The organism is Paraburkholderia sp. NMBU_R16 (assembly GCF_013282575.1).
In the GTDB taxonomy this organism is placed as follows: Bacteria; Pseudomonadota; Gammaproteobacteria; order Burkholderiales; family Burkholderiaceae; genus Trinickia.
On sequence record NZ_JAAAYE010000001.1, the window covers coordinates 102,485 to 121,681 of the forward strand.

A 19,197-nucleotide genomic window follows, 5' to 3' on the forward strand; every position below is an offset into this window, starting at 1 on the left:
ATCCCGAACTTTCCATGGCAGCGAACCAACCTACTCTCGCCACGGCCACGCCGAGTCGCTTCGCGCCGGGCCGCACACGCGACATCATCTGCCTCGGCCGGCTCGCCGTCGATCTCTACGCTCAACAGATCGGCGCGCGACTGGAAGACGTGTCGAGCTTCGCCAAATATCTTGGCGGCTCCTCGGCCAACATTGCCTTCGGCTGCGCACGGCTCGGCCTCGCCTCGGCGATGCTCGCACGCGTCGGCAACGACCATATGGGCCGTTTTCTGACCGAAACGCTCGCGCTCGAAGGCTGCGACGTCAGCCACACGCGCATCGACCTGGAGCGGCTCACCGCGCTCGTGCTGCTCGGCCTGAAGGACCGCGATACGTTCCCGCTCATCTTTTATCGCGAGAACTGCGCCGATATGGCGATCGACGAAGGCGACTTCGACGAGGCATTCATCGCGTCGAGCAAAGCGCTCTTGATCACGGGCACGCATTTCTCGACCGAGCGAGTGAACCGCGCGAGCCGCCGCGCGCTCGATTACGCGCGCCGCAATCAAGTCCGCACGGTGCTCGATATCGACTATCGGCCGGTGCTTTGGGGCCTCACGGGCAAAGCGGACGGAGAAACGCGCTTCATCGCGAACGAGAGCGTGACCGCGCACTTGCAGCGCATCCTGCCGCTTTTCGATCTCGTCATCGGCACGGAGGAGGAGTTCCGCATCGCCGGGGGCAAGCATGAACTCGTCGATGCGCTGGCGATGGTGCGCGCGGTCACGAGCGCCACGCTGGTCGTCAAGCGCGGGCCGCTCGGCTGCACGATCGTCGATGGCGCCGTGCCTGCATCGATCGACGATGCGCCGACTTATCGCGGTGTGGAAGTGGAAGTCCTCAACGTGCTCGGCGCGGGGGATGCGTTCGCCTCGGGATTTCTGTCCGAGTGGCTGCGCGACGCGCCGTTCGAGCGCTGCGCGCAGACCGCCAACATCTGCGGTGCGCTCGTGGTGGCGCGCCACGCATGCGCCCCGGCGATGCCCACGCCAGCCGAGCTCGCCTACTTCCGCGAAGCCGCCGCGAAGGACCCGGCCCGCATGCGCCGGCCCGATCGCGATGCCGCCCTCTCGCGCCTGCATCGTGTCAGCGTCAAGCGCACGCCGCGCGATGAAGTGCTGGGCTTTGCCTTCGATCATCGGAATCAGTTCTTCGATCTGGCGCAGCAAACCGGTGCCGACGAGACGCGCATCGCCGCGCTCAAGCAGCTTTTCGTGCAAGCCGTCGCGCTCACCGAGAAAAGCCTCGCGCTCGAGGGACGCATCGGCGTGCTCGTCGACGACCGCTACGGGCAGGATGCGCTGAACGCCGCAACGGGCCGCGGCTGGTGGATCGGTCGCCCGGTCGAGCTGCCGGGGTCCCTTCCGCTCGTCTTCGAGCACGGCCGTTCCATCGGCACGACGCTCGCAAGCTGGCCGCGCGAGCACGTCGTCAAGTGCCTCGTGCAGTACCACCCCGACGCGCCGATCGACGAACGCATCGAGCAGGAAGCGCAGTTGCGCGCGCTTTATGACGCGGTTCAAGCCAGCGGACACGAGTTGTTGCTCGAAGTCATCCCGCCGAAGCGCGCCGCGTCCCCCGAGGCGCCCGACACGGTCTACCGCGCGCTCAAGCGTCTTTACAACCTCGGCATTCAGCCCGAGTGGTGGAAGCTCGCGCCCATGACGGCCGTGCAATGGCAAGCGATCGACGCGCTCATCGCCGAGCGCGATCCTTACTGCCGCGGTGTCGTGCTACTCGGTTTGTCGGCTGGCGTCGAGCAACTGGCCGAGGGCTTTCGCGCCGCCGCCGCGTCGACGACCTGCAAAGGCTTCACGGTCGGGCGCACGATTTTCCACGAGCCGAGTCGTGCCTGGCTCGCAGGGGAGATCGGCGACGACGCCTTGATCGCAAACGTACGCGAAAGATTCGAAACATTGATCGGCGCATGGCGCGCGGCGCGCACGAATGCCACGCCGCATGCGTCGAGCGCAAACTCGGAGGCCGCGTGATGAATGCACCCGAAAACGCTCCCGACCCGAACCTCGCTCGGCACGCCGGCACGGGCGCCACCGTCCGTCTGACCGCCGCGCAGGCACTCGTCAGGTTTCTCGCAGCGCAGCGCGTATCGATCGATACCGACGACGGCCAGACCGAGAGCGTGCCGCTTTTCGGCGGCGTATTCGCCATCTTCGGCCACGGCAATGTAGCCGGCATCGGCGAGGCGCTCTATCAGCACCGCGAAGTACTGCCCACCTATCGCGCGCACAACGAGCAAGCGATGGCGCATGCGGCCATAGCCTATGCGAAAGCGCATTTTCGCCGACGCATGATGGCCGTGACGACCTCGATCGGACCGGGCGCGACGAATCTCGTCACGGCAGCGGCGCTCGCCCATGTGAATCGATTGCCGGTCCTGCTGCTGCCCGGCGATATCTTCGTCTCGCGCGCACCGGACCCGGTGCTGCAGCAGGTCGAGGATTTCCACGACGGCGGCGTCTCCGCCAATGACACGCTCAAACCGGTATCGCGATACTTCGATCGCATCGTCCATCCGGCGCAACTGCTGAGCGCGCTGCCACGTGCGCTGCGCGTGCTGACCGACGCCGCGCTCTGCGGCCCGGTCACGCTCGCGATGCCGCAAGACGTCCAGGCGATGGCATACGATTTCCCGGTCGATTTCTTCGCGACGCGGCTGGTCACGTTCCACTCGCCGGCCCCGAGCGCCGCGGAACTGGATGCCGCGCTCGCAGCCTTGCAACGCGCCACGAACCCGATGATCGTCGCCGGCGGCGGCGTGCTCTACAGCCGCGGTGCCGCCGCCGCGTTGGCGGCGCTGGCCGAACGCCACGGCATCCCGGTTGCGGAGACGCAAGCCGGCAAAAGCACGCTGCCTTGGGATCATCCACTCAATGTCGGTGCGATCGGCGTCACGGGCTCGAGCGCCGCCAACGCGCTCGCGCACGAAGCCGATTGCGTGCTGGCCATCGGCACGCGCTTGCAGGACTTCACGACGGGCTCGAACACGCTGTTCACGCAAGCCGAAGTGGTCTGTGTCAATGCGAATATGTTCGATGGGATCAAGCATCGCGCGGTGCCTGTCGTTGCCGACGCCTGCGCGGCAATCGACGCGCTCGCGGCTTGTCTCGGGTCATGGCGGGCAAGCACGGCCTGGACCGAACGCGCACGCACACGGGCCAGCCAATGGCGCGACACGGTTACACAGCGCACCCATGCGGAGCCCGTACCGGGCAAACTGCCGTACGACGCCGACGTCATCGGCGCCGTTCAGCGCTCGTCGGCCCGTTCCGCAGCCGAGGATATCGCAGTATGCGCGGCGGGGACGCTGCCGGCCGAGTTGCATAAGCTTTGGCGGGCGGCACGCCCGGGCGGCTATCACGTCGAATATGGCTACTCGTGCATGGGCTACGAAATCGCCGGTGGCCTCGGGGTTAAGCTGGCCAGGCCGCAACGCGAAGTGATCGTTCTCGTCGGCGATGGCAGCTATCTGATGATGAACAGCGAGATCGCCACGTCCGTGATGCTGGGAGCCAAGCTCATCGTCGTCGTGCTCGACAATCGCGGCTACGGCTGCATCAACCGGCTGCAGCAAGCCTGCGGCGGCGCGCCGTTCAACAACCTGCTCGACGATTGCCTGCAAGGGCCGCTGGGCGCACCGGCGATCGACTTCGCCGCTCACGCGCGTTCACTGGGCGCACACGCCGAACACGTGGCCGACGTGGCTGGCCTCGAGGCGGCGCTCGCGCGCGCGCGTGCGGCCGATCGGACGACGGTGCTCGTCATCGACACCGACCCGGCCCGCACGACCGAAGATGGCGGTTGGTGGTGGGAAGTCGCCGTGCCGGCCGTATCGGAGCGCGAGGCGGTACGCACAGCGCGCGCCGACTACGAAGCGCAGCTCGCGGCACGCGGCACGCGCTAAAAGTTGATTTGCGACTGGCGGCAGCCAGGCGCAAAGACAGATTACACATCGAGGATCAGCATGAGTGCTTTCGAAGTCCGCATCGGCATCAATCCGCTGTCGTGGATGAACGACGACCTCCCCTCGCTGGGGGGCGAAACCCCGCTCGAAGTCGCCCTGACGGAAGGCCGGCAAATCGGCTACGAGGGGTTCGAACTCGGCAACAAATTTCCGCGCGAACCGCAGGCCCTGAAGGCACTGCTCGCGCAATACGACCTCTCGCTCGTCTCGGGCTGGTATTCGGGCCGGCTCGCGCAACGCAGCGCGGAAGAGGAAATTGCCGCGGTCGGACCGCACCTCGAGCTACTCGCGAAAAACGGTGCGACGGTAATGGTCTATGGCGAAGTCGCCGACACGATCCAAGGCTCGCCACTACCGCTCTTTCAGCGGCCGCGGTTCTTCACCGAGGCGCAATGGAGCACATACGCCGAGCGGCTCGAGCGCTTCGCGCGTTACACCCTTTCGCAAGGCGTGCGCGTCGCTTATCACCATCACATGGGGGCCTATGTCGAAACGCCGGCCGATGTCGACGAACTGATGACGCGCACGACCGATGCCGTCGGCTTGCTGCTCGACACGGGCCATATCACGTTCGCGGGAGGCGACCCGCTCGCGCTCCTGGAACGGTACGCCGCCCGCGTTTGCCACGTGCACTGCAAGGATGTTCGGCCCGACGTCGTCAAGCTCGCCCGCAACCGCGATTGGAGCTTCCTCGAAGCGGTCATCAATGGCGCGTTCACGGTGCCGGGAGATGGTGCGGTCGATTTCGCCGCGGTGATCGGCAAGCTCAAGGAGATCGGCTATCGCGGCTGGCTCGTCGTCGAAGCCGAGCAGGATCCCGTCATCGCGCCCAGCTATGCGTACGCTGAAAAAGGGTACCGGACGCTGCGCGCGCTCGTCGATGCGCCATCGATCGCGCCGAACGCCGCCACTGCCAAGGAGATCGCCTGATGAGCCTGCTCGTGAAAGCCCAACGCGAGGGCTCGACGATCGCACGCGTAACACCCGAATCGGCCGGCTGGCGTTATGTCGGCTTTGCCGCCCACAGATTGAGCGAGGGCGAGGCACTCGACGTTCATGAAGTGGCGCGCGAAGTCTGCATCGTCGTGCTGACCGGCACCGTAACGATCGAGGCAGACGGTCAGCGGTTCTCGAGCATCGGTACGCGCGCCAGTGTGTTCGAGGACACGTCCCCCTACGCGCTGTACCTGCCGCCCGGCAAACGCGCGACGGTGCGCGCCGAACGCAGCGCGGAAATCGGCGTCGCAAGCGCGCCGGGTACGGGCCGTTACCCGATGCGTTTGATCGAGCCCTCGCAGATGAAGCGTTCCGTTCGCGGCAAAGGACTCAATACGCGCTATGTTTGCGACATCCTGCCGCAAACCGAGCCCGCCGAATCACTGCTCGTCGTCGAAGTGCGCACGCCGGGCGGGCACGCATCGAGCTATCCGCCGCACAAGCATGATGCCGACGACATTCCGCTCGAAAGTGCGCTCGAAGAGACGTACTACCATCGGCTCGATCCGCCGCAAGGGTTCGCGTTCCAGCGCGTCTATACGGACAGCCGCGATATCGACGAATCGATGGCAGTCGAAAACCACGATGTCGTGATGGTGCCGCGCGGCTATCATCCTGTCGTCGTGCCGTACGGATACGACTCCTACTATCTGAACGTCATGGCCGGGCCGCAGCGCGTCTGGCACTTCAAGAACGATCCCGCGCACGAGTGGATCATCACGCGCGACGTTTGAGAAGCTCCGGCATTGTTCGAGTGCCGAGTGCACACGCTGATGCCTCGCCAGACGATCGCCGCGCCGATACATCTGACGGCGCGGCGATACGCGCGACGGGTGGAGGTTCAAAACACCCGCGAGCGATCTGCCGCGGATGCCTGCGGCTCGACGTCGACGAATTCCATCTTCATCGAAAGCGGTCCTTCGCTCGTGGCCGAATAGCGGACCGCGGGCGCGTTGAGCACGCTCTCGTCCGTTACGCCGAGCCATCCCGTTTCCTGCTCGCGCCCGATAGTGGTCTGGTAGCCGCCGGCCGAGCCATAGTCGACGTCCAGCCCGTCGGCAACGATCAGCCCCACCGCATGGGCGTCGATCTCGCCGCTGTCTTCGGCCGGCACGAAAAGCTCGGCCGAGCCCCCCGGCGGCAACCGGTAAGGCTTCGCCTTCGGGCGACCGTCGAGTATCAGAATCTGGTCGTCCCAGTTGGGGTCGCCGGAAATGAAAATATCGCGGCTCGATTGGTTGCTGACTTGAACGATGGCATCGCTCATGGTTCGACTCTCCTTTGAAAGCGCCGAACGTCAGAACGAGAACGGCGGAGCTTCGCTACGAAACAGCGCGGATTGATTGGCCGTCTGTGCAAATCCGTTCATCGGCGGCGGATAAGGTTCGCCTGCCACGAACCTGCTACCGCTTTGCGCGATCGATTCATAAACGAGCGTCGGCTCTGGAAACTCGGGACTACTGACCGTATTGATTGGATAAGCCATTGCGTGCTCTCCTCAGACTGGACTGCCGCCACTGCGCGCGTGCTCCGGGCTGAAGCCGCATCTGCAGAAGCGGGACGATCCTATCCGCGCCGGTATCGGACCGGGCGAGCCGCGCACCGACTATCGGACGTTCGGAAGCACGAGGCGCGTCATCGCAATCGAGACAGGTTATCTCGAAGCAAAAGCACGGAAAGCGGCCGTCGACTCACTGTCCGACCGCAATCCATTCATCGACGATATCCGAGCCGAGCGCTTGCATCGGGCCGTCGAATACGAGGCGCCCATGCCCCATGACCGCAACGCGTCGGGCAATGTCGCGCGCGATGGTGAAGCGCTGTTCGATCAGCAGCACCGCGCCGCCCTCCTCGCCAAGTTCGCGCAGGCAGCGCAGGACCTCGGCCACTGCCTGCGGCGCCAGGCCTTCGGTAGGTTCGTCTACGATCATGAGCCGCGGCTCGCCAAGCCATGCCCGCGCCAACGCCAGCATCTGCTGCTCGCCGCCCGACAGGCTGCCCGCTTGCGTGCGGCGCCGGGCCGCGAGCATCGGGAACCGGTCATAGGCGCGCTCGAGTGCGGCGCGTATGGCCTGTCGCCGCTTGCCGGGTTTGACGCCGAGCTGCAGATTCTCATCGACGGAGAGTTCGGCAAAAACATCGCGCCGTTCGGCCACATAACCGATCCCGCGCCGGGCGATCTCGAAGGTCGGTTGCGCGATCAGTTCGTCACCGTCGAAGCGAACCGATCCCTCGCGCGCGACCAGCCCGACCAGCGCTTTCGCGAATGTCGATCGGCCCGCGCCGTTGCGTCCGACGAGCGCCACGATTTCACCGGCGTCGATGGACAGATCGACGTCGCGAAGCACCTGCATTTCGCCGTAAAAAGCGCGCAACCCGCGCACGGTGAGCAACGTACTCATGAGAGTGGCCTGTCGCCGAGATAAGCGGCACGCACGCTCGCATCGGCGCGAATCTCGTCCGGCGTACCGGTCGCCACGATGCGCCCCTGCACGAGTACCGAGATGCGATCGGCCAAGCCGAACACGGCCTCCATATCGTGCTCGATCATGAGGAGGGTTTTGCCTGCGCTCGCCGTGCGCAACAGCGCAATGGCTCGGCGCGCTTCCTCGCGGTTCAAGCCGGCAGTCGGCTCGTCGACGAGCAGCGTCGTCGCGCCGCTCGCCAGCGCGATACCGAGATCGAGCGCGCGCGCGTCGCCATAGCTGAGGGCCGCCGCAGGTGCATCGGCATGGCCGCTCAACGCGAGCGCGTCGAGCACTTCCCACGCACGCCGGTCGACCTCGCGCGAGCCGGCAAGATGGCGCCGCCAACCCAGCGAGCGGGCGCTGCCGCAGCGCACCGCGCAGCGCAGGTTCTCGAGCACGCTCATCCGCTCGAACACGCTCGTCGTCTGAAAGCTGCGCGCAAGACCCCGTCGCGCGATTGCGTGCGCCGCGCGCCCGGTGATATCGGTACCGTCGAGCACGACGCGCCCTCTGCGCGGACGGCGGATGCCGGCAATGACGTCGAATAGCGTCGACTTGCCCGCGCCGTTCGGCCCGATCAGCGCGTGGCGCTCCCCGGCCTCGATCGAAAGATCGATACCGCGCAGCACCTCGGTCGCGCCGAAGCGCTGCTCGATGCCTGTCAGGGCGAGCGCTGCGCGCATCATGACCGCGCTCCCCGATGTACCGCCCTGCCGTGCCCGCTCGTTCTCGCGCGCCGCGCATGAAGCGCCGCGATCGCACCGACGCACGCGAGCGCGGCCACGACCGCCCAGGTCATCGGCGAGGCCGCATCGAACCGGTACGCGCCGAAGTGCCATTGCCCTCCGGCATCGGCTGCGAATTGACGTGCATAGAGCGTCTCGATACCGAGTACGCAAGCTGCGAGCGCAGCCAGCCACGCCACGGCACTCGAGAACGCCGCACGCACCATGGCGAGCCGTTCGGATCGGCCGAGCGTGCCGAGCCGCCCGATCGCCGCGAAGCCATGGCCGACGATACCGACGATACCGTTGGGTGCGCGCATCACGATCGCCACGAAAATGAGCCCGAGATAGAGCGGCCATGCGCGCGTCACCGAAGCCAGCCCGACGCTGAAGCCGGTCAGCATGGCAGCGCCGAGCACGGGTCCAAAAAACGACGCGCTGCCGCCCATCACCGTAGCGATCAGCACGTCGCCCGAGCGGGCCATACTCAGGCCTTCGGACGATGCGACTTCGATGTCGATGAGCGTCAGTGTTCCCGCCACGCCCGCAAAAAACGCGGAGACGACGACCATCGCATAGCGAACCCGGCGCGGGTCGGTACCGAGTGCGGACACGCGCCGTTCGTTGTCCCGCACCGCGTTGGCCAGCCGCGCGAACGGCGTGCGCGCCAGCGCTGCCATCGCCGCGCAAGCCAGCATGCACCATGTCGCTACCACCGCATAGGCTTCGCGCGCCGGTCCGAACGTCCAGTGACCCCAGGCCGGTCCGGCCGCACGATCGATGACGACGCCGGCCGCATCGCCGAAACCGGCCGGCGCCGCCCAGACGACAGCGAGCGCCAGCTCGCCGATCCCGAGCGTGATCATGGCAAACGCGGTGCCGGCCCGGCGTGTTGCGATAAAGCCGAATGCGACGGCCAGTGCGGCACCGGCCATGCCGCCGACGAGCGGCAGGTACGGCAAGGCGATCCCGTAACGGTTGAAGGCCTGCGCGGCCACGAATGCCGCGAGCCCTGAATAGGCCGCGTGGCCAAACGAGAGCAAGCCCGTCTCACCGAGCAGCAGGTTGTAGGACAGCGCGAGCACGATCATCGCCGCGGTTTGCGCGAGATAGGCAAGAAGCCCTCGATACTCCGCCGTCAGCGCCAGTGGCGCGGCGAAAATCGCGACCAGCACGACCCATGGAGTGAGAACGCGTAGGGCGCGCGATGCGCGACGCTGCGATGCACTCATCGGCTCATGCGGCATCGCCGCGCGTTCCGGCGATCCCTCGCGGGCGGCATACGAGCATCGCCACGAGCAGCAGGTACGGCACGAGCGGCGCAAGCTGGGCGAGCGTCAGCGCCCCCCACCGTGAAGGCAAAGCGAGCCCGGCCGCGTCGGCGAGCGCGGCGAGCCGCCACGGGCTGGCAGCCGCGAAAGTCTGAAGACAACCGATCAGCAGAGAGGCCGCGAGGGCGCCGCCGATAGAGCCGAGCCCCCCAACGATGACGACGACGAAGACGATCGATCCCATCGACTCGGCCATCCCCGGCTCGACGACGAAAAGCGGTGCACCGACGACGCCGGCCAGCGCCGCGAGGCCCGTGCCCAGTGCAAAAACGAGCGTGCCGATACGCGGCACATCGTGGCCCAGTGCTTCCACGGCCTGCCGCGCGCCGAGCGCGGCACGCAGTACGAGGCCGGTCCGCGAAAGATGCAGGACGGCGTAAAGCAGCGCGAGCATGACGAGCGCCGTCGCCATCACGAATGCGCGATAGCGCGGGAAAGCGGCCGAGTCGAACACGAACAACGGCGCATCGAGTACCGCGGGCACCGGGGCCGCCAGCGTGCCGGGTCCCCAAACGAATTTGACCGCTTCGCCGAGGAGATAGGCGAGCCCGAATGTCAGCAGCAATTCGTGCAACGCGCCTTGCGCGCGCACGTGACGCAGCGCTAGCCGCTCGACGAGCGCACCGGCCGCGCCCACGACGGCGGGTGCCGCAACGATCGCAACCCAGAAGCTCCAATGGGCACCGATTGCCGTGCCGACATACGCGCCGAGCATGTAAAAGCTTGCATGCGCGACATTGAGGACGCCGAGAAAACTGAAGATCAGCGTCAAGCCCGACGAAAGCATGAAAAGCAGCAGCCCGTAGCTGATGCCGTTCATGGCATCGACGATGAATGTGCTCATGATGCTGCGGGCGTTACTGCCCCGGCCTGTCCACGAACTCGAACGGCAGGCCCCGCCGGCGCATCCATTCGGCCAGGGCCTGACCGGTCCCCGCACGCCATGGACGCAGCTTCGCCGGCTCGACGAGCCGATATTCGAGCAGCTCCGGCGACAGCGAAATCGTGCCGTGGGCCTGCACGTGATACGCGATGATGAGCTCGTTCTTTCGAATGAATTCATAGACGCCGATCAGTTCGGTCGTCTCGGCATGCAGCGACGTTTCTTCGCGCACTTCCCGCGCAATTCCGGCTTCAGGCGTCTCGCCGTTTTCGAGAAAACCGGTGATCAGGGCAAACACGCCCTCCGCCCAGGCGGCATTGCGGGCGAGCAGAATTTTGCCTTCGTACTCGACGATTGCCGCGACGACAGGCACCGGGTTATGCCAGTGAACGAACCCACAGTCCCCATCGGGACAGACGCGGCGCGTGCGGCCACCCTCCTCGGCAGCATCGTCGCGCTCGACGAGCGGCTTCGTGCAATGCGGGCAGTATCGATAATCGCTGGAAACGTTCATGGGTGGCGCGGAATGTGGCTGGCCGGCCAGGGCCGGAACGCGCACATTCTAACGGCTTTGCTTTTCGCGCGCGGCGCACGTGCTCCACATCGCCAATACCGCGAGTCCCACGGCGCCGGCAACGAGCAGGCCGGCAGCCAGCCAAAGCGCCGGCGAGAACGAGCCGACGCGCGCCGCAATCGGCGCGGCCACGAGCGGCCCGACGATCTGCCCGAGGCCGTAGGCCGCCGTCGCATAACCCATCAGTCCCGCGGCACGCTCCCCCTTCAGCCGGCGCGCCTCGCGCATCGCAAAAAGCGTGATGGCGGTGAACGGGAATCCGATCAGGATGCTGCCGAGCGCAAAGCCCGCGACATTCGGAAACACGATGCCAAGCGCGATACCGGCCGCTTGCAGCAGATAACAGACGGCGAGCAGGCTCCGGTTGTCCCACGCGGGCGGCACCCGCGCGGCGAGCAGCGCGCCCGGAATCAACGCCGCGCCGAACATCGGCCAGAACAGGTCGGGCCACGAGGAGCCCGGCAACGCGTGACGGGCGATAACGGGCAAAAACGTCGCGGTGATGATGTAGCCGAAGCCCGGCAACCCATAGAGCAGCACGAGCCACGCGCCTTGCGCACCGGCGCGTGGCTCGGATGAAACATGCCCGTCGGCCGGCCCACTCGCAGCGGGTGCCGCGCCTGCCGCCGCCGACGAGGCGTGGGCCGCGCCGTCGTCGGCAAACGTGCGCCAGATCGGAACCGCGCACACGGCGCAGAGCACCCCGAAGCCGATCCACCCGGCCGCCGCCCCATAGCGGGCAAGGAGGCCCGCAAAAAGCCCCGTGACGACAATGCCGATGCCCGGCCCCGTATAGATCAGCCCGCCCCACGCATGCGCACCGCGCCGCGCCAGACGCGCCAGCCCCCACTGGGAGGCGAACACGAACGTCCAGGCGCTCACCGCCCCCGCCGCGAAACGAATCGCTGCCCAGACCCAGAACGCGTCGACGAGGCCCATGGCACACGTGAGCACGACGGTCGCCGCGAGCCCCGCGCGGACCACCCGCCCCGGCTCGACGCGCAGCGCCGCGCAAGTGAGGGCGCCAACGAAATAGCCGGCGTAATTCGCCGATGCCAACCAGCCGCCTCCGCGCAGATCGAGCGCGCCGCCGTGCAGCATCAGCGGTAAAAGCGGCGTGAAAGCGAAGCGTCCCACCCCCAACGCGACAGCCAGGACGACCATGCAGGCGAGCGCCACCCGCGCCGGGCTGGGCTGAGCGGCAAACGACGGAGCGTAGTTTCGTAGCACGGAATGGCGCATGGCGACGGCTGGCGCGCGGCGGTTCGGACAGGGAAATCATAGCTTGACCGTTCGTTCTCGAAAAATGAATAATTTCGAACGGAATCATCTTTGAGAGAGAACCATGGATCTCGCTGCGCTGACCGTCTTTCGCGCGGTCGTTCGGGAAAATGGCGTCACGCGCGCCGCGATGAAGCTCAACCGCGTCCAATCGAACGTCACGACGCGGGTCAAGCAATTGGAGGCGGAGCTCGGCACGCCGCTGTTCGTGCGCGATGGGCGCAGGCTCGTGCTGACGCCGGCAGGGGAAACGCTGCTGCCGTATGCCGAACGGTTGCTCGCGCTGGCCGACGAAGCGCGTCAGGCGCTCGTCGACGATGAGCCCCGCGGGCGATTGGCACTGGGTACGATGGAAAGCACCGCGGCAACGCGGCTGCCGAGCTTGCTCGCCAGCTATCACCAGCGGTGGCCCGACGTAGCGCTCGAGCTGACGACGGCCACGACGGGCTGTCTGCACGAACGGCTCATGAAATTCGAAATCGATGCGGCATTGATGGCGCGGCCACCCGAGCCGGGCATGCTCGACGAGTCGCTCGACAGCGTCCCCGTCTTTCAGGAGTCGCTCGTCATGCTGACGCCGCGCGGCCATCGGCCGATTCGGCAAGCATCCGATATCGCGCTGTCGACACTCGTCGCATTCGAGCGCGGCTGCTCGTATCGAGAATATATCGAGCGATGGTACGCCGGGCATGGTATTCGCCCGGCCCGCGTGCTCGAGCTCGGCTCATATCATGCGATCGTGGCCTGCGTGGCCGCGGGCGCGGGCGTGGCCGTCGCCCCACGCTCGGTTCTCGAGCTGCTGCCGCGCGGTGCGGACGACGTGGCGGTCCACGCGCTCGACGAACTGGACGCGATCGACACGCTGCTCGTCTGGCGCCGAGGGCAATGCTCGGCGGCGCTCAAGGCGCTGCGCGAGCTGCTGCTCGCCGCGCGATCGAGCGCCGCCGCGTTTCAAAGCTGAGCGCGCACCCACCCGGTAACGGCAGCCAGTGCGGCGGGCAGCGCAGCGGGCTCGGTACCGCCGGCCTGCGCCATGTCGGGGCGACCGCCGCCCTTGCCGCCGACTTGCTGGGCAACGAAGTTGACGAGCTCGCCGGCCTTGACCTTCTTGCTCGCGTCCGGCGTCACGCCTGCGATGAGGCTGACCTTGCCGCCGTCGACGGCCGCGAGCACGATGGCCGCGTGCTTGAGCTTGTCCTTGAGCTTGTCCACGGTCTCGCGAAGCGTTTTGACGTCGGCGCCGTCGAGCGTCGCGGCGAGAACCTGCACGCCGTCGACATCGACGGCCTTGGCCACCAATTCGTCGCCCTGGCTCGACGCGAGCTTGGACTTCAGCGCCGCGAGTTCCTTCTCGAGCGATTTGACCTGTTCCTGCACTTGCCCGATGCGCTGCGTGAGCTCGGAAGGCTGCGCCTTGAGCGCCGCGGCCGCGGCAGCCAACTGCGCCTCGAGCGTCTGCGTGTAGCGCACGGCGTTATCGCCCGTCAGCGCCTCGACGCGGCGAACGCCCGCGGCGACGCCGGTCTCCGCGACGATCTTGAAGAAACCGATATCGCCTGTGCGATGCACATGCGTGCCGCCGCAAAGCTCGCGCGAAAAACCGAGATCGAGCACCCGTACCTCGTCGCCGTATTTTTCGCCGAAAAGCGCCATGGCGCCGGCCTTCACCGCTTCGTCGAATGGCATGACGCGTACGACGCCGGGCGCGTTGGCGAAAATTTCCGCGTTGACGATGTCTTCGACACGGCGGATCTGGTCGTCCGTCATCGGCGCGTTATGAACGAAGTCGAAACGCGTTTTGTCGGGATCGACGAGCGAGCCTTTTTGCTGCACGTGCGCGCCGAGCACTTCACGCAACGCCTTGTGCATCAGGTGCGTCGCCGAATGGTTGCGCGCGGTGCGCGCGCGGCGGATCGCGTCGATCTCGGCCTTCACGACGTCGCCCACCTTCAGCGTGCCCTGCTCGAGCGTGCCATGATGGCCGATCACGTCGGCCTGGACCTTGAGCGTATCGAGCACCGCGAAACGCACGCTGGCGTTGGCAATGACGCCCGTATCGCCCACCTGACCGCCCGATTCCGCATAAAACGGCGTGTGATCGAGCACGACGACGGCCTGCTGCCCAGGCGCAACCTGGTTGACGGCCGAGCCGTCGACATACAGTGCGACGATTTTGGCGTCGTCGAAGATCTGTTCCTCGTAGCCGTGGAACGTCGTCTTGGCGCCCGAGTATTCGAGGCCTTGCGCCATCTTGAACTTGCCGGCCGCTCGAGCCTGCTCGCGCTGGCGCGACATCGCTTCGTCGAACGCGGGTTCGTCCACCGTCACGTCGCGCTCGCGGCAGACATCGGCCGTCAGATCGAGCGGAAAGCCATAGGTATCGTGGAGCTTGAAAGCGACTTCGCCATCGAGCGTCTTGCCGCCCTTGGATGCGAGATCGGTCAGCGCCGATTCGAGGATCGACATGCCGTGCTCGATCGTCTCGAAAAAGCGCTCTTCTTCCTGGCGCAGGACGTCCGTCACCCGTGCTTGCGCATCGGCAAGCTCGGGATAGGCGGCGCCCATCTCTTTGACGAGATCGGCCACGAGCTCGTGGAAGAACGGCCGCTTACAGCCCAGCTTGTAGCCGTGACGGATGGCGCGGCGCACGATCCGGCGTAGCACGTAGCCGCGGCCCTCGTTGCCCGGAATCACGCCGTCGACGATCAAGAACGAACACGCGCGGATATGGTCGGCGATGACTTTCAGCGAATTGTTGCCGAGGTCGCTCACGCCGGTTTCGCGCGCGGCGGCCTTGATCAGCGCCTCGAAGAGGTCGATCTCGTAGTTGCTGTGGACGTGCTGCAGCACGGCCGCGATGCGTTCGAGGCCCATGCCCGTATCGACACAGGGCTTGGGCAGCGGCGTCATGTTGCCCTGGGCGTCCCGGTTGAACTGCATGAACACGAGGTTCCAGATCTCGATGTAGCGGTCGCCGTCTTCCTCGGGCGATCCGGGCGGGCCGCCCCAGACTTCGGGACCATGATCGTAGAAGATCTCCGAGCAGGGGCCGCACGGGCCCGTATCCGCCATTTGCCAGAAATTGTCCGACGCATAGCGGGCGCCCTTGTTGTCGCCGATGCGGATGATGCGCTCGCGCGGCACGCCGACTTCGTCGGCCCAGATGCCGTACGCCTCGTCGTCTTCCTGATAGACCGTGACCCAGAGCTTGTCCTTCGGCAATCCATAGACGCCTGTCAAAAGCTCCCAGGCGTAACGAATCGCGTCGCGCTTGAAGTAGTCGCCGAACGAGAAGTTGCCGAGCATCTCGAAGAACGTATGATGCCGTGCCGTATAGCCGACGTTCTCGAGATCGTTGTGCTTGCCGCCCGCGCGGACGCTGCGCTGGGCCGTGGTGGCGCGCGTATACGGCCGCGATTCGGCGCCGAGAAACACGTCTTTGAACTGCACCATGCCCGAGTTGGTGAAGAGCAGTGTCGGGTCGTTGCCCGGCACGAGGCTCGACGAGCGGACGATCGTATGGCCCTTCGATTCGAAGAACCTGAGGAATTTCTCGCGGATTTCGGCGGCTTTCATAAAGGACGGGGGACGGTCTCGATTGGAACCCGGCGTCCGCCTCACGCGGGCGGCCGGCTTCGCCTAAACGACCAATTATACGGAAATGTCGCCCGATTGCCCCTACCGGGCAAGGCGGCTTGGGGTGCGCATCGAAAACCGCTTAAGATGCTCGCGACGCCGGACGTTCGCTCCGGCGGCCGATTCGAGGAGCCAATGACAGACATGGGAGCGCTCAGCCACATTCGCGTACTCGATCTCACCCGCGTGCTCGCGGGCCCCTGGTGCGCGCAGACGCTCGCCGATCTGGGCGCCGACGTGATCAAGATCGAGCGGCCCGGAACAGGCGACGACACTCGCCACTGGGGCCCGCCGTACCTGAAGGCGGCCGACGGCACCGATACACGCGAGGCCGCTTACTACCTCTGCGCGAATCGCAACAAGCGCTCGGTCACCGTGGATATCGCATCGCCCGACGGACAGCGGATCGTTCGCGAACTCGCCGCGCAAAGCGATGTCGTGCTCGAAAACTACAAGGTCGGACAGCTCGCCAAGTATGGACTCGACCACGCATCCCTTACGCAGGTGAAACCCGACCTGATCTATTGCTCGGTGACCGGCTTCGGTCAAACGGGGCCGCTCGCCGAACGCGCGGGCTACGACTTCATCGTGCAAGGCATGGGCGGCTTCATGAGCGTGACGGGCGAACGGGACGGCCAGCCCGGCGGCGGACCGCAAAAAGCGGGGGTGGCGATCGCCGATCTGATGACGGGAATGTACGCGACGGTGGCGGTGCTCGCCGCCCTCGCCCATCGAGAGCGTACCGGCGTCGGCCAGTACATCGACATGGCGCTGCTCGACGTGCAGGTTGCCATGCTCGCCAACATGGGCTCGAACTATCTGACGAGCGGCCGGCCTCCGCAGCGCTGGGGCAATGCGCACCAGAACATCGTGCCCTACCAGGCGTTTCAGGCGAGCGATGGCTGGATCATCCTTGCCATCGGCAACGACGCTCAATTCCGCAAGTTCGCGCAGGTGGGTGGGCGCCCGGAGCTCGCCGACGACCCGCGCTTTGCGACGAACCCCGAGCGGGTCCGGCATCGCGAGACGCTCGTGCCGATCGTCGCCGAGATCGTGAAGACGCGCGGCAAGCGCGAGTGGATCGCGTTGCTCGAAGCGGCCGGCGTGCCGTGCGGGCCGATCAACGATGTCGCCGAGGTGTTCGACAACGAGCAGGTGCAGGCGCGCCGCATGCGCGTGACGGTGCCGCATCCGAGCGGAGCCGAGGCGGCACTGGTACGCAACCCCATCGTCATGAGCGAGACGCCGCCGGAAGTGCACAGCGCCCCCCCGATGCTGGGCGAGCATACCGACGAGGTGCTGCGCAGTCTCCTGGGCTACGACGATGCGACGATCGCCGATTTGCGCGCACGCGCGGTCATCTGAAAGAGCCTCGCGACATCGTTGCGGCCGCGGGCTCGCTGAAGCCCGCTCAGGTAGAATGACCGGAAACGCCGCGCGGGCGCGGCCCGCCTACTTAGCCGATCCTCATTTTTCGCATGAACAACGAACGCAACGATGCGGCGGCCGTGGTGCCGTCCAACTTCATTCGCAACATCATCGACGACGACAACCGCACGGGGAAATGGGGCGGACGCGTCGAAACGCGCTTCCCCCCCGAGCCGAACGGTTATCTGCATATCGGACACGCGAAGAGCATTTGCCTGAATTTCGGTATCGCCCGCGATTACGGCGGCGTCTGCCATCTGCGCTTCGATGACACCAATCCGGAAAAGGAGAGCGTCGAGTACGTCGATTCGATCGTCGACGCGGTCCGCTGGCTCGGCTTCGATTGGGAAAAGGACGGCAAAGCGCATCGCTACTACGCGAGCGACTATTACGAGAAGCTCTATGAGTTCGCCGAGCTTTTGATCGCACGCGGCAAGGCTTATGTCGACAGCCAGTCGGCCGACGAGATGCGCCATGGGCGCGGCACGCTGACGGAGCCGGGCACGCCCTCCCCGTATCGCGAGCGCTCGCCGCAAGAGAGCCTCGACCTTTTCCGCCGCATGAAAGCGGGCGAATTCCAGGAAGGCGAACACGTTCTGCGTGCGAAGATCGATATGAGCTCGCCGAACCTGAATATGCGCGACCCGGTGCTCTACCGCATCCGCTTCGCGCATCATTACCGCACGGCCGATCAGTGGTGCATCTATCCGATGTACGACTACACGCACTGCATCTCGGATGCGCTCGAGAACATCACGCATTCGCTTTGCACGCTCGAATTCGAGGATCATCGTCCGCTTTACGACTGGATCCTCGGCGAGCTTGCCGACGCCGGCGTATTCACGCGCCCTTTGCCGCAGCAAATCGAGTTTTCGCGGCTCAACCTGACGTATGCGATCACGAGCAAGCGCAAGTTGTTGCAACTCGTGACCGAAGGACATGTCGACGGCTGGGACGATCCGCGCATGCCGACGATCGTCGGTGTGCGCCGCCGCGGCTTCACGCCTGAGAGCATCCGGCTTTTTTGCGAGCGCATCGGCGTGACGAAGGTCGATTCATGGATCGACATGAGCGTGTTCGAAGGCGCGCTGCGCGACGATCTCGACGATAAGGCGCCGCGCACCGCGGCTGTGCTCGATCCGCTCAAACTCGTGATCGACAACTTCCCTGCCGATGTATCGGAGCCGTGCAGCGCACCGGTTCATCCGCACCATCCTGAGCGCGGAGAACGCACGTTCCCGATCTCGCGCGAGCTTTGGATCGAGCGCGAGGACTTCGTCGAGAACCCGCCGAAGGGTTATTTCCGTCTCTTTCCGGGCAACAAAGTGCGGCTGCGCTACGGCTACGTGATCGAGTGCACGGGTGCGGAAAAAGACGATCAAGGCAATATCGTCGCCGTGCACTGCAATTACTTCCCGGACAGCAAGTCCGGCACGGAAGGCGCCAACCAATACAAGGTCAAGGGCAATATCCATTGGGTCAGCGCAAAGCATGCGGTTGCGACGGAGGTTCGGCTTTACGATCGCCTGTTCAAGGAAGCGCAGCCCGATGCGGGCGGCCGCAATTTCCTCGAAGCGCTGAACCCCGATTCGAAACGCGTCGTGAACGCGTACCTCGAACCCGGTGCCGAGACGATGCAACCCGAAGATCGTTGCCAGTTCGAACGTCATGGCTATTTCGTCGCCGATCGCCATGACTCGAAACCGGGCAAGCCCGTCTTCAACCGGATCGTCGGACTGCGCGACAGCTGGGGCAAGCCGGCCTGAACAGACGAGCCCCAGGGCGCACAGGGGCCTGCTGCACGCACCGACCGGACGGGGCCGCTCAAGCTGACAGCCGCATCGGCTGCCGGAT

Annotated in this window: 16 protein-coding genes; 7 read left to right on the forward strand and 9 right to left on the reverse strand. The window is 65.8% G+C overall.

Annotated elements, in window-relative coordinates:
• Positions 1–14 precede the first annotated feature (14 nt).
• The 4 genes from iolC to iolB are packed head-to-tail and all read left to right on the forward strand — an operon-like array spanning position 15 to position 5,751.
• On the forward strand, positions 15–2,030 hold the full coding sequence (gene iolC / locus GWC77_RS00445; protein WP_173254756.1) for a 5-dehydro-2-deoxygluconokinase: 2,016 nt from the start codon (positions 15–17) through the stop codon (positions 2,028–2,030).
• Complete coding sequence (gene iolD, locus GWC77_RS00450; protein WP_173254758.1) at positions 2,030–3,961, forward strand: 3D-(3,5/4)-trihydroxycyclohexane-1,2-dione acylhydrolase (decyclizing); 1,932 nt, start codon at positions 2,030–2,032, stop codon at positions 3,959–3,961. Before iolC ends, iolD begins: the two co-directional genes overlap by 1 nt.
• Positions 3,962–4,021: 60 nt before the next feature.
• Positions 4,022–4,951, forward strand: a complete 930-nt coding sequence (iolE, locus tag GWC77_RS00455) for a myo-inosose-2 dehydratase (RefSeq protein ID WP_173254760.1) — start codon at positions 4,022–4,024, stop codon at positions 4,949–4,951.
• Complete coding sequence (gene iolB / locus GWC77_RS00460; protein WP_173254762.1) at positions 4,951–5,751, forward strand: 5-deoxy-glucuronate isomerase; 801 nt, start codon at positions 4,951–4,953, stop codon at positions 5,749–5,751. The genes iolE and iolB overlap by 1 nt, the downstream gene beginning before the upstream one ends.
• 107 nt (positions 5,752–5,858) lie before the next feature.
• Here the strand turns inward: iolB and GWC77_RS00465 are convergent, their stop codons facing one another.
• The 8 genes from GWC77_RS00465 to GWC77_RS00500 all read right to left on the reverse strand — a co-directional run bounded on the left by GWC77_RS00465 (position 5,859) and on the right by GWC77_RS00500 (position 12,240).
• Positions 5,859–6,284, reverse strand: coding sequence for a hypothetical protein (locus GWC77_RS00465; RefSeq protein ID WP_173254764.1), 426 nt, complete (start codon positions 6,282–6,284; stop codon positions 5,859–5,861).
• A 30-nt stretch (positions 6,285–6,314) separates the two neighbouring features.
• Positions 6,315–6,503 carry a hypothetical protein gene (locus GWC77_RS00470; RefSeq protein ID WP_173254766.1) on the reverse strand — a complete coding sequence of 63 codons (189 nt, stop codon included), beginning with the start codon at positions 6,501–6,503 and terminating at the stop codon, positions 6,315–6,317.
• A gap of 205 nt (positions 6,504–6,708) precedes the next feature.
• Entirely contained in the window at positions 6,709–7,419 is a 711-nt protein-coding gene (locus GWC77_RS00475; protein WP_173254768.1) for an ABC transporter ATP-binding protein, read from the reverse strand.
• Positions 7,416–8,168: an ABC transporter ATP-binding protein gene (locus GWC77_RS00480; RefSeq protein WP_173254934.1), complete on the reverse strand. Its 753-nt coding sequence runs from the start codon at positions 8,166–8,168 to the stop codon at positions 7,416–7,418. Before GWC77_RS00480 ends, GWC77_RS00475 begins: the two co-directional genes overlap by 4 nt.
• A complete protein-coding gene (locus GWC77_RS00485) occupies positions 8,168–9,442 on the reverse strand; it encodes a branched-chain amino acid ABC transporter permease (RefSeq protein ID WP_254366688.1) in 1,275 nt (424 codons plus the stop codon). The genes GWC77_RS00480 and GWC77_RS00485 overlap by 1 nt, the downstream gene beginning before the upstream one ends.
• 4 nt (positions 9,443–9,446) lie before the next feature.
• Positions 9,447–10,385: a branched-chain amino acid ABC transporter permease gene (locus tag GWC77_RS00490; protein WP_173254772.1), complete on the reverse strand. Its 939-nt coding sequence runs from the start codon at positions 10,383–10,385 to the stop codon at positions 9,447–9,449.
• Positions 10,386–10,398: 13 nt separating this feature from the next.
• Positions 10,399–10,938: an NUDIX domain-containing protein gene (locus GWC77_RS00495; protein WP_173254774.1), complete on the reverse strand. Its 540-nt coding sequence runs from the start codon at positions 10,936–10,938 to the stop codon at positions 10,399–10,401.
• A 48-nt stretch (positions 10,939–10,986) separates the two neighbouring features.
• Entirely contained in the window at positions 10,987–12,240 is a 1,254-nt protein-coding gene (locus tag GWC77_RS00500; protein ID WP_254366690.1) for a YbfB/YjiJ family MFS transporter, read from the reverse strand.
• Positions 12,241–12,343: 103 nt separating this feature from the next.
• Between GWC77_RS00500 and GWC77_RS00505 the strand changes: the two genes are divergently transcribed.
• Complete coding sequence (locus GWC77_RS00505) at positions 12,344–13,240, forward strand: LysR family transcriptional regulator (RefSeq protein ID WP_173254776.1); 897 nt, start codon at positions 12,344–12,346, stop codon at positions 13,238–13,240.
• Here GWC77_RS00505 and alaS read toward each other — a convergent pair.
• Positions 13,231–15,855: an alanine--tRNA ligase gene (gene alaS / locus GWC77_RS00510; protein WP_173254778.1), complete on the reverse strand. Its 2,625-nt coding sequence runs from the start codon at positions 15,853–15,855 to the stop codon at positions 13,231–13,233. The two genes, GWC77_RS00505 and alaS, sit on opposite strands and share 10 nt — an antisense overlap.
• A 204-nt stretch (positions 15,856–16,059) precedes the next feature.
• Here alaS and GWC77_RS00515 point away from each other — a divergent pair, with 204 nt between their 5' ends.
• The gene (locus GWC77_RS00515) at positions 16,060–17,280 is read left to right on the forward strand and encodes a CaiB/BaiF CoA-transferase family protein (protein ID WP_173254938.1); all 1,221 of its coding nucleotides are present in this window, start codon (positions 16,060–16,062) and stop codon (positions 17,278–17,280) included.
• Positions 17,281–17,393: 113 nt separating this feature from the next.
• Entirely contained in the window at positions 17,394–19,109 is a 1,716-nt protein-coding gene (locus GWC77_RS00520) for a glutamine--tRNA ligase/YqeY domain fusion protein (protein WP_173254780.1), read from the forward strand.
• The last annotated feature ends 88 nt before the right edge of the window (positions 19,110–19,197 follow it).